The organism is Streptomyces sp. NPDC002574, assembly GCF_042889545.1.
In the GTDB taxonomy this organism is placed as follows: domain Bacteria; phylum Actinomycetota; class Actinomycetes; order Streptomycetales; family Streptomycetaceae; genus Actinacidiphila.
This window is the reverse complement of sequence record NZ_JBIARB010000001.1, coordinates 821,146-830,088: the sequence shown is the minus strand read 5'-3', so window position 1 is coordinate 830,088 and position 8,943 is coordinate 821,146. Positions and strand designations below refer to the sequence as shown.

Genomic DNA, 8,943 nt, shown 5'->3' with positions numbered 1-8,943 from the left:
GGTGGAGCTGACCGGTACTAATAAGCCGAGGGCTTGTCCATAGGTTGCTCGCGTCCACTGTGTAGTTCTGAAACAACGAACCCCGGCACATTCTTGTGTGCTGGTGCCGGTTCGACGGTTTCATAGTGTTTCGGTGGTCATAGCGTTAGGGAAACGCCCGGTTACATTTCGAACCCGGAAGCTAAGCCTTTCAGCGCCGATGGTACTGCAGGGGGGACCCTGTGGGAGAGTAGGACGCCGCCGAACAATTATTGGCCTCAACCCCCGAGCTCCGGCTCGGGGGTTGAGGCTTTTTTGCGTTGTGCCGGCGACCGCCTTTACAGGCGGCCGGCGGCCTTGAGCGCGAGGTAGGCGTCTGCCAGGGCAGGGGCGATGTCGGCCGGCGGTGCGTCCACGACGGTGATCCCGTGTCGGGAGAGGCGCTCGGCGACGCGTCGGCGTTCCGCGCGGGCCTGTTCGGCGGCGGCGGCCGCGTAGACCGCGTCGATGGTGCCGCGTCCCGCGGCCATGTCCTGGACGCGGGGATCCGCGACGGAGGCGATGAGGACCTCGTGGCGGTGCGTGAGCTGCGGGAGGACCGGTAGGAGGCCTTCTTCCATGGGAGCGGCGTCCAAGCCGGTGAGGAGCACCACCAGGGAGCGGTGGGAGGCGCGTTGGAGGACGGTCGCGACAAGCCCGCGTGCGTCGGACTCGACGAGTTCGGCGTCCAGCGGGGCCATGGCGTTGACGAAAGCGGGGAGCATGTCGCGGGCCGTGCGGCCGTGCACGGAGGCCCGTACACGGCGGTCGTAGGCGAGGAGGTCCACGCGGTCGCCTGCGCGGCTCGCGAGCACTGCGAGGAGCAGAGCCGCGTCCATTGCGGCGTCCAGGCGGGGTGCGTCGCCCACGCGGCCCGCGGAGGTGCGTCCGGTGTCGAGGACGAGGAGGATGTGCCGGTCGCGTTCGGGTCGCCAGGTGCGGACGGCGACGGTCGAGCGGCGGGCGGTGGCCCGCCAGTCGATGGATCGGGTGTCGTCGCCGGGGATGTACTCGCGCAGCGAGTCGAACTCGGTTCCCTGACCCCGGATGAGGACGGACGTGCGGCCGTCGAGCTCCCGCAGACGTGCGAGGCGGGACGGGAGGTGTTTGCGGCTGTGGAAGGGCGGCAGCACCCGGACAGTCCAGGGCACGTGGTGCGACCCCTGGCGGGCGGCCAGGCCGAGGGGGCCGAAGGAGCGGACGGTGATGCGCTCCGCATGGCGGTCGCCGCGGCGGGTGGGCTGGAGGACGGTGGTGAGGCGGCGACGCTCGCCGGCGGGGATCGTGAGTCCGTGCCGTGAGTACGTGACCTCGGTACCGGGGCGCCAGCTGCTCGGCGGCCAAGCGTCACGCAGGGCGGCACGAAGAGGTCGGCGACCCGGATTGGTCACGGTGAGCGCGACCTCGGCGACCTCGCCGAGTCGAACTGATGTGTCACCGGTTCGGGTGAAATGGAGCTTTCGTACTGGCGCGGCGAGGGCGAGGTCGCACAGAATTCCGAGGAGAAGGACGCCTTCGACGATCAGGATGCCGTTCCAGCCAGGGAGGAGCACCCCGACGACGAGGGCGCCGATCGCGGCGAGGAGGGCGGTTCGTCCGGTCAGTGACATCGGTCGGCCCGTCGTCTCAGCGGGGCACGGGGACGTGGGCGAGGACCGAGGTGATGACCGAGTCGGGGGTCGTGCCCTCCATCTCGGCCTCGGGCCGCAGTTGGATCCGGTGCCGGAGCGTGGGCAGGGCCAAGGCCTTCACGTCGTCGGGTGTGACGTAGTCGCGACCGGTGAGCCAGGCCCAAGCCCTGGCGGTGGCGAGGAGAGCGGTGGCCCCGCGGGGGGAGACACCGAGAGCGAGTGAGGGGGATTCACGGGTGGCGCGACAGATATCGACGATGTAGGCGGTGATGTCGGGGGACAGTGACGTCTTGGCGACCGCGGCGCGGGCGGCCTCGAGGTCGGCGGGACCGGCGACAGGGCGGATGCCGGCGGAGTGCAGGTCCCGGGGGTTGAAGCCGTCGGCGTGCCGGGTCAGGACGTCGATCTCGGTCTCGCGGGAGGGCAGGGGCAGCACGAGCTTGAGCAGGAAGCGATCCAACTGGGCTTCCGGAAGCGGATAGGTGCCCTCGTACTCGACCGGGTTCTGCGTCGCCGCGACCAGGAACGGTTCCGGGAGTGGACGGGGGATGCCGTCGACCGTGACCTGGCGCTCCTCCATCGCCTCCAGGAGCGAGGCCTGGGTCTTGGGGGGCGTGCGGTTGATCTCGTCGGCGAGGAGGAGGTTGGTGAAGACGGGGCCGGCTTGGAAGGAGAACTCGGCGGTCCGGGCGTCGTAGATGAGGGAGCCGGTGATGTCCCCGGGCATCAGGTCGGGGGTGAACTGGACGCGTTTGGTCTCCAGCTGCAGCGACGCGGCCAGTGCCCGCACCAGCAGCGTCTTGGCGACACCGGGCACGCCTTCGAGCAGTACGTGCCCGCGGCACAGAAGGGCCACCACCAGGCCGGTGACTGCCGGGTCCTGGCCGACGACGGCCTTGGCGATTTCGGTGCGCAGTGCCTCCAGGGAGGCGCGGGCGCTGTCGGCGGTGGGAGCGGCGCTCACGGGGTTGCTTTCCTCTCGTTGCGCAGGATGCGGCGTTCGAGTGCGTCGAGGTCGTCGGCGAGGCGCAGCAAGGCGGCGTCGTCGGCCGGGGGAGGGCCGTGCAGCGTGATGTGCGGATCCGGCGGGGGATCGTCGAGGCGTGCGGCGACCGCGGAGGCGAGGGTGCCCGGGTCGTGGGCCTGGGACGGGGGGATGCCGAGGAGGGGAGCCAGCCGGTCCCGCGTCGCGGTGCGCAGTGCTTCGGCGGCGCGGGCGCGGGCGTTGCCGCGGCGGTAGAGACGGGCCCGCCCTTCGGTGGCCTCCGCGGCCCTCACGGTCGCGGGGAGGCGTTCGGCGACGATCGGGCCCAGCCGGCGGGCGCGCCAGAGCGCGGCGAGGCCGGCGGCGATGAGGAGTTGGACGAGGGCCCAGTTCCAGCCGTCGGGGATGAGGTCGAGGAAGCTCTGCCGGCCGCCGTCGAACGCGGCGGCGTCGTCAAGAGAGGGGAGGTACCAGACGAGTTGCGGGTGGGGACCGAGGATCTGCAGGGCGAGTGAGGCGTTGCCCTGGTCGTCGAGGTTCTCGTTCTGCAGGAGTGTGTGGGTCCCGAGGACGACGACGTCACCGTCCGCCGTAGCGAGGCGCAGGAGCGTGGGGTTGCCGGCGCCGGTGCGGTAGCACCGGTCGGCTCCTTCGACAGCGGTCGTGTAGGCGCTCCCGCCGAGATCGGCGTCGCCGGCGCGGACCGCGGCGGGCAGGTTGCATCCGGCCCGGCGGGTCTGGACGGCGGTGGGGCCCGCGTAGTGGACCCCGGGGGCGAGCACCCCGACGGAGGGCTCACTCGGGTCGAGCAGGACGGTGCGGCCACCGCCGGACTGCGTCATGGCCCGGTGCAGGTGACTCAGTTGACGCGTTGTCAGCAGGTCAGGAACGGTGACGAGGAGAGTGGTGTCGGGGCCGACGGCGGCAGCGGCGTCGTCGGTGGTGGTGACGACCGTGGTCGTCACGCCGCGGCTGTCGAGGAGTTGCGCCAGGGCCCGGCTTCCTACCGGGTCGGGAGAACGGGGGTCCAGGGCTTGGTGGTTCTCGCCGGATTGCAGGAAGGCGTACAGGACGCCGAAGAGCGCGAGGGCGAGGGCCGCGGCCAGTAGGGCGCGCCAGCCGATCCAGAGCTGACGCGCCGTGGGGGACGCGGAGGTCGTGGCAGGGGCCGGCGTCGTGGCCGGGGCGATGGTCATGGGCGGGCGCCCCCGGACGCTCTCGCTGGAGTTGCGGCGAAGTCGGGCTTGGTACGTCCCACTTCGATGTCCAGGTCGCGGAGGGCCGTGTAGGTCTCGGGGCTGCCCTGCCGGTTGCCGTAGGTGACGTCGTCGAAGGTGCGAGCGGCGTCGCGGAGCGCTGCGGCATGGGCAGGCAGGTGGCGGCCGGCGTCGGCCACGGCCTCGTCGGCGGTGCGGCCGGGACGTGGGTCGATGACGGCGCGTTCCTCCAGGGAGCGCACGATCGCCCGCATTCGCTCCTGGACGGCCTCGGTCCAGGCGCTGTTGCGGGCGTGCTCCTCTGCCGCGGCGCGGTGTTCCGCGGCGGTGCGCGGGCCCTCGGCGAACAGGCCGTCGCCCGGGGCGGGCTGGGAGCGCAGTTTGCCGAGCCGCAGGCGGAGGAGGACGACCAGCACGATGACGAGCACGATCACCGTGACCAGGCCGACGGTGCCTCCGGGGGCGGCCCCGGAGGCACTGTCCATCAGGTCGGCGAACTTCCGCCACAGCCATTCCAGGGCGCGCTGGAGGAGGCTGGGGTCGTTCTGGTGGTAGACGGCCTTGGACAGTTCGTCCTCGGCCGCCTCACGAGCCGGAACCCGCGGGATCGTGACCGGTACGTCCCCCGACACCGGCGTCAGGCCCCGGTGGCCGGACTCGCGCCGGGCGTTCCCGTCGGCTCCCCGTATCCGGTGACGCCGGCGGCGCGGGCCAGGTCGATGTCCAGGGCCTCGCGGCGGATGCGCTGGTCCATGTAGAGCAGGGCGGTCACGCCCGCGCTGATCGGGAAGGTGATGGTGGATCCGATGACGGCGCCGATGCCGACGACGATCAGGTAGGACCAGCCGAGACCGCCGGAGTTGCCCGACGTGAAGGCGGACAGACCGTCGCCATTGACGGCCAGGCCCACGATCAGGAAGGGGATCTGGATGATCGACGTGATGAGGTAGACGAGCAGCGAGGAGAGCAACTGGATACCCAGGACGCGCCACCATGAGCCGCGCACCAGCTTGGCGGAGCGCGCCATCGACCTGACCACGCCCTGCTTCTCCAGCATCAGCGCGGGAGAGGCCAGGCTGAAACGGATCATCAGCCACACGACGACGACGAGCGCCGCCACACCGCCGATCAGGCTGAGGCTGAGTCCGGCTCCGACGGAGCCGCCGACGGCCACTGCCACCCCGGGGCCGATGCCGACGGCCAGGATGCCCACCGCTATGAGGGCGATCAGGAGGGTCAGTCCGAGCAGCCGGCCCAACTGGGGCCGGGCGTCGGACCAGGCCTCTCCTGTGGTGACCTGGCGGCCCAGCACGGCCCGGCTGATCACCATGGTGAGCATCGCGGTGGCGATCACCACGCCGAGCAGCGTGATGATCATGGTGAGCCCGGCGCCCGCGAGGCTGCCGCCGACGGCGTCCGCGACATCGTTGAGGCTGGGCTCGGGGTTGTTCTCCAAGGCGTTGATGTTGCTGTTGTCGCTGAGAGCCAGACCCTGCAGGAGCACCGAGGCGCCCTGGGTGACCAGGGAGACGACCAGGGCGATGCCGAGCACCGTCCGCCAGTGCGCGCGCATGGTGGAGACCGCCCCGTCCAGGATCTCGCCCACGCCCAGCGGCCGCAGCGGGATGACGCCGGGCTTGGGGGAGGGCGGAAGCCCCCACTGGGGCGGCTTCCAGCCGGGCTGTGCGGTGCCGCCCCAGGTGGGGGGCGGGGGCGGGCTGCCCCATCCTCCGCTTCCGGTGGCCTGCCACTGGCCGGCCGGAGGCTGCTGCTGGGTCCAGTTCGGGGGCGCAGAATCCTGCGGCGTGTCGGGGCCGTTGGGGTGGCCCGGCTCGTCGGAGGGGGAGGATCCGGGCGAGGCCCAGCCCGGAGAGTCGTTCATCATCGCTCCTTCGTTACTGCGCTACCCGATCGTTCAACGCCGGGACGGTGGCAATCGTGCCATGGGGTAAGTGGCCTTGTACCCGCGGATGCGGTGCACCGCAACCGTTCAAAACGTGCTGCCGTTCACGGCAGACTGGGCAGATGGGTGATCAGTACGTGGTATCTCTGGCCAACGAAACCAAGGGGAACCCCGACGAACCGCTCCCGGCGCTGCGCTGGGAGGAGCCGCCGGAAGGGCCCGTCCTCGTCCTGCTCGACCAGACACGCCTCCCGGCGGAGGAAGTGGAACTGGTCTGCACCGATGTGCCCGCACTCGTCGAGGCGATCCGCGGCCTCGCCGTGCGCGGGGCGCCGCTGCTCGGCATAGCGGGCGCCTACGGTGTGGCGCTCGCCGCCGTACGCGGATACGACGTCGACGACGCCGCCGAAACGCTCGCGCACGCCCGCCCCACCGCCGTCAACCTGGGCTACGGCGTCAAGCGCGCCGTGGCCGCCTACCGCGCCGGCCTCACCGGCGAGGCCCACGGTGATCCGGACCGTGCCGCGGCCGCCGCCCTCGCCGAAGCCCGCCGTCTGCACGCCGAGGACGCCGAGGCCAGCACCGCCATGGGCCGCAACGGCCTGCAACTGCTCTCCGAGCTCCTGCCCGGCGGCGGTTTCCAGATCCTCACGCACTGCAACAGCGGAGCACTCGTCTCCGGCGGCGAGGGGACCGCCTTCGCCGTAGCCCTCGCCGCCCACCGCCGCGGCCAGCTGCGCCGGCTGTGGGTCGACGAGACCCGTCCCCTGCTCCAGGGCGCCCGGCTCACCGCCTACGAGGCCGCCCGCACCGGCATGGCGTACACACTGCTCACCGACAACGCCGCGGGTTCCCTCTTCGCCGCCGGGGAGGTCCACGCCGTCCTCGTCGGCGCGGACCGCATCGCCGCCGACGGCTCCGTCGCCAACAAGGTCGGCAGCTATCCGCTCGCCGTCCTGGCCCGCTACCACAACGTGCCCTTCGTCGTCGTGGCCCCCACCACCACGGTCGACCTGGACACCCCGGACGGGGCGTCCGTCGAGATCGAGCAGCGTCCCGGCCACGAGGTCACCGACGCGGCGGGGATCGCCATGGCTCCGCTGGGCACCCAGGCGTACAACCCGGCGTTCGACATCACGCCACCGGGCCTGATCACGGCGATCGTCACGGAGAACGGTGTGATCTCGCCGGTCACCGCGGATGCCCTGGCGGCGCTGTGCTCGCCTCGTGCCCCCGGTCACGACCCAGCCTGGGGATGATCCCGGGCTGACGCAGGAGACGGCCCCCTGACCCGCGTGGACGCACGGGTCAGGGGGCCGTCGCATCGACCCGCCACCGCGTCCGTGGACCGGCCCTCCCCGTGCAGGCTGGTACTGGCGGTCCGTGGAACACGAAGGCACTGGCTGCCTCGGCCACCGGCCCGTCCACTGGTCAGGGGTGAGGTCGCCGGCCACCGGCTCGATCCCCACCGTCGAGCACCCGTGAAGGAGCCACCATGAGCACCGACCAGAAGATCGCCCTCATCACCGGGGCCAATCGCGGCCTGGGACGCGCCAGTGCGCTGCACTTGGCCGCGAGCGGCGTCGACGTCGTGATCACGTACCGGAACAACCGGACCGAGGCGGAGGACGTCGTGGCGGCCGTCGAGGGTCTGGGCCGGTCCGCCGCCGCCCTGCGTCTGGACACCAGCGACGTGAGTTCTTTCCCGGACTTCGCCGGGCAGCTGGCCGGCGAACTCGCGTCCCGCTGGGACCGGACGACCTTCGACTATCTCGTCAACAACGCCGGCCACGACCTGAGGGCAGCCTTCGCGGAGACCACCGAGAAGGACTTCGACGCCCTGGTCGACGTCCATCTCAAGGGCGCCTTCTTCCTCACCCAGACCCTGCTGCCGCAGCTCGCGGACGGCGGCGCCGTCGTGAACGTCTCCAGCGGACTGACCCGCATCATCGCCCCCGGCCACGCCGCCTACGGCGCGATCAAGGGCGCGGTCGAGGTCCTCACCCGCTACCTGGCCAAGGAGCTCGGCGGACGCGGTATCCGCGTCAACACCGTCGCCCCCGGAGCCACCGCCACCGACTTCGGCGGCGGTGGCATGAAGCACGACGAGCAGGTGCGGGCCCGCGTCAGCTCACAGGTCGCCCTCGGCCGCATGGGCGAGCCCGACGACATCGGCGCGGCACTCGCCGCGCTGCTCTCCGACGCGAACCGGTGGGTCACGGCACAGCGCATCGAGATCTCCGGAGGCCAGAGCCTGTGACCCCGGTACGAACCGCCCCGAAGTGACCTTCGTCAGAGAACAAGGTCATACGACCCGTCGCGCAGCTCGCCATGAACCTGGCAGGGTGTTCACTGTCCGGAACCTGGTGTCCGGAGCCGGTACGCGGGAATGACCTCGACGGCTCCCGACACCGCAGGTCAACGGCAGATGTCAGTGGACGGAGATCACGGCGGAGTGACGACAAACACCATGGTCAAAGCTATCGATGCGAAAATGGGATGATGGTCGCTATGAAGGGACGCGTCCTGGTCGTCGACGACGACACCGCACTGGCAGAGATGCTTGGCATCGTGCTGCGCGGCGAAGGTTTTGAGCCGTCGTTCGTGGCCGACGGTGACAAGGCCCTCGCCGCTTTCCGTGAGACCAAGCCGGATCTGGTTCTCCTTGACCTCATGCTCCCCGGCCGCGACGGCATCGACGTATGCCGTCAGATCCGGGCCGAGTCCGGGGTGCCCATCGTGATGCTCACCGCGAAGAGCGACACCGTCGACGTGGTGGTGGGACTGGAGTCCGGCGCCGACGACTACGTGATCAAGCCGTTCAAGCCCAAGGAGCTCGTCGCCCGCGTGCGCGCCCGGCTGCGCAGGGCGGAGGAGCCGACGCCCGAGCAGCTCACCATCGGTGACCTCGTCATCGATGTCGCCGGGCACTCGGTCAAGCGGGACGGGCAGCCGATCGCGCTGACCCCCCTCGAGTTCGACCTGCTGGTCGCGCTCGCCCGCAAGCCGTGGCAGGTCTTCACCCGCGAGGTGCTCCTCGAGCAGGTCTGGGGCTACCGGCACGCGGCCGACACCCGCCTGGTCAACGTCCACGTCCAGCGGCTGCGCTCCAAGGTCGAACGCGACCCCGAGCGCCCCGAGATCGTGGTGACCGTCCGCGGCGTCGGCTACAAGGCCGGACCGGGCTGA

At 71.1% G+C, this 8,943-nt stretch carries 8 protein-coding genes and 1 rRNA gene; 4 read left to right on the top strand and 5 right to left on the bottom strand.

The genetic code is table 11. The features are described from left to right. The first annotated feature begins 129 nt into the window (after nt 1–129). Nucleotides 130–246, top strand: a 5S ribosomal RNA gene (rrf, locus tag ACFYXS_RS03890). 71 nt (nt 247–317) lie between these two features. On the opposite strand, the gene ACFYXS_RS03885 is transcribed toward rrf, so the two are convergent. Genes ACFYXS_RS03885 through ACFYXS_RS03865 form a run of 5 tightly spaced genes read right to left on the bottom strand, consistent with a single transcriptional unit; the run spans nt 318 to nt 5,733 of the window. Beyond that, entirely contained in the window at nt 318–1,628 is a 1,311-nt protein-coding gene (locus ACFYXS_RS03885) for a DUF58 domain-containing protein (RefSeq protein ID WP_389243441.1), read from the bottom strand. A gap of 16 nt (nt 1,629–1,644) precedes the next feature. Continuing rightward, nucleotides 1,645–2,613, bottom strand: a complete 969-nt coding sequence (locus tag ACFYXS_RS03880; protein WP_389243439.1) for an AAA family ATPase — start codon at nt 2,611–2,613, stop codon at nt 1,645–1,647. Next, nucleotides 2,610–3,830: a DUF4350 domain-containing protein gene (locus ACFYXS_RS03875; RefSeq protein WP_389243437.1), complete on the bottom strand. Its 1,221-nt coding sequence runs from the start codon at nt 3,828–3,830 to the stop codon at nt 2,610–2,612. The genes ACFYXS_RS03880 and ACFYXS_RS03875 overlap by 4 nt, the downstream gene beginning before the upstream one ends. Beyond that, nucleotides 3,827–4,483 (bottom strand): DUF4129 domain-containing protein, encoded by a 657-nt coding sequence (locus tag ACFYXS_RS03870; protein WP_389243435.1) that lies wholly within the window; start codon nt 4,481–4,483, stop codon nt 3,827–3,829. Before ACFYXS_RS03870 ends, ACFYXS_RS03875 begins: the two co-directional genes overlap by 4 nt. Before the next feature lie 5 nt (nt 4,484–4,488). Next, on the bottom strand, nt 4,489–5,733 hold the full coding sequence (locus ACFYXS_RS03865) for a glycerophosphoryl diester phosphodiesterase membrane domain-containing protein (RefSeq protein ID WP_389243433.1): 1,245 nt from the start codon (nt 5,731–5,733) through the stop codon (nt 4,489–4,491). A 143-nt stretch (nt 5,734–5,876) separates the two neighbouring features. On the opposite strand from ACFYXS_RS03865, the gene mtnA reads away from it, so the two are divergent. The 3 genes from mtnA (at nt 5,877) to mtrA (ending at nt 8,943) form a co-directional block, all read left to right on the top strand. Beyond that, on the top strand, nt 5,877–7,013 hold the full coding sequence (gene mtnA, locus ACFYXS_RS03860) for an S-methyl-5-thioribose-1-phosphate isomerase (RefSeq protein WP_389243431.1): 1,137 nt from the start codon (nt 5,877–5,879) through the stop codon (nt 7,011–7,013). 236 nt (nt 7,014–7,249) lie between these two features. Continuing rightward, entirely contained in the window at nt 7,250–8,014 is a 765-nt protein-coding gene (locus ACFYXS_RS03855; protein WP_389243429.1) for an SDR family NAD(P)-dependent oxidoreductase, read from the top strand. A 239-nt stretch (nt 8,015–8,253) separates the two neighbouring features. Then, entirely contained in the window at nt 8,254–8,943 is a 690-nt protein-coding gene (gene mtrA / locus ACFYXS_RS03850) for a two-component system response regulator MtrA (RefSeq protein ID WP_078620260.1), read from the top strand.

Bases quoted from the DNA above. Each gene is read 5' to 3' on its own strand.
- ACFYXS_RS03885 (WP_389243441.1), bottom strand. From the start codon at position 1,628: ATGTCACTGACCGGACGAACCGCCCTCCTCGCCGCGATCGGCGCCCTC.
- ACFYXS_RS03875 (WP_389243437.1), bottom strand. From the start codon at position 3,830: ATGACCATCGCCCCGGCCACGACGCCGGCCCCTGCCACGACCTCCGCG.
- ACFYXS_RS03865 (WP_389243433.1), bottom strand. From the start codon at position 5,733: ATGAACGACTCTCCGGGCTGGGCCTCGCCCGGATCCTCCCCCTCCGAC.
- mtnA (WP_389243431.1), top strand. From the start codon at position 5,877: ATGGGTGATCAGTACGTGGTATCTCTGGCCAACGAAACCAAGGGGAAC.
- ACFYXS_RS03855 (WP_389243429.1), top strand. From the start codon at position 7,250: ATGAGCACCGACCAGAAGATCGCCCTCATCACCGGGGCCAATCGCGGC.
- mtrA (WP_078620260.1), top strand. From the start codon at position 8,254: ATGATGGTCGCTATGAAGGGACGCGTCCTGGTCGTCGACGACGACACC.